The following is a 1,325-nucleotide window of genomic DNA, read 5'->3' on the forward strand; positions in this document are numbered from 1 at the left end:
CCGCCAACTTCATGGCCCGCCTGGCCCACGGCCACGGCAACGATCTGCTCACCACCCTGTGCCTGGCCACCGGCGCCCCCATCGCCATTGCCCCGGCCATGAACCAACAAATGTGGGCCGACCTCAGCACCCAGAAGAACCAGCTGATCCTGCAGGAAAAGGGCATCACCATTTTCGGCCCGGGCAGCGGCAGCCAGGCCTGTGGCGAAGTCGGCGCCGGGCGCATGCTCGAGCCACTGGAGATCATTCAGCAGGCCGCGGAAGTGTTCGACTACCAACTGCTCACCGGCAAGCATGTGGTGATTACCGCTGGTCCCACCCGCGAATCCATCGACCCGGTGCGCTACATCACCAACAAAAGCTCCGGGAAAATGGGCTTTGCGCTGGCCGAAGCGGCCGCCGAAGCCGGGGCCAGGGTCACCCTGATTGCCGGGCCAGTGTATCTGCCCACCCCATCACGGGTAGAGCGCGTGGATGTGGTACGCGCCGTGGACATGTACGAAACTTGCATGGACGTGGTGGAAAAGGGCTGTGATGTGTTTATCGCCACCGCCGCCGTGGCGGATTACCGACCCACCGTGACCGCCGACCACAAGATCAAGAAATCCACCGAGGAGATTCACCTGACGCTGGTGAAAAACCCGGACATCGTGGCGTCCGTGGCCGAGCACGCCAAGCGCCCCTTTACCGTGGGCTTTGCCGCGGAAACCCAGGACGTGATGGCCTACGCCCAGGGCAAACTGGTGAACAAGAAGCTGGACATGATCGCCACCAACGACGTGTCCGGCACCAACGTGGGTTTCAACAGCGACAACAACGCCCTCACGGTGATCTGGCCCAGCGGCCACAAGGTGCTGCCACTGGCCTCCAAGGCCCAGATCGCCAAGCAGCTGATCGAATTGATCGCGATAAGGTATAAAGATTGATAACGCCAGACGCCCGATGCGGGACGCCTGACAAACAGTAAAGTCTGCCGGACGCCAGACGCCAAACACCGGATCCACGTTGAAACGCCTGTTTTGATGTTTGTCTGGCCTCAGGCTTTTGGCGTCCGGCGTTTAATCAGGAACTGATCAATGAAACTGCAATACCGGGTACTCGACGCCCGCCTTGGCGACAGCATTCCTCTGCCTCATTACGCCACCGACGGCTCCGCCGGGCTGGACCTGCGCGCCATGGTCAAGGAACCGATGACACTGCAACCCGGGGATACCGAGCTGCTGCCCACCGGCATGTCCATTTTCATTGACGATCCGGGCTACGCCGGCATGATCCTGCCGCGCTCCGGTCTGGGCCATAAGCACGGCATCGTGCTGGGCAATCTG

Annotated in this window: 1 protein-coding gene and 1 pseudogene; both read left to right on the forward strand. The window is 61.5% G+C overall.

The genetic code is table 11. The annotated features are described in order from the left end of the window. The coding region (gene coaBC / locus A3730_RS21245; RefSeq protein ID WP_063538854.1) for a bifunctional phosphopantothenoylcysteine decarboxylase/phosphopantothenate--cysteine ligase CoaBC at positions 1 to 926 on the forward strand (926 nt) is incomplete at its 5' end. Between the two features lie 150 nt (positions 927 to 1,076). Then, positions 1,077 to 1,325, forward strand: a pseudogene (locus tag A3730_RS21250) (dUTP diphosphatase); the annotation flags it as partial.

The organism is Alcanivorax sp. HI0044 (genome assembly GCF_001634945.1).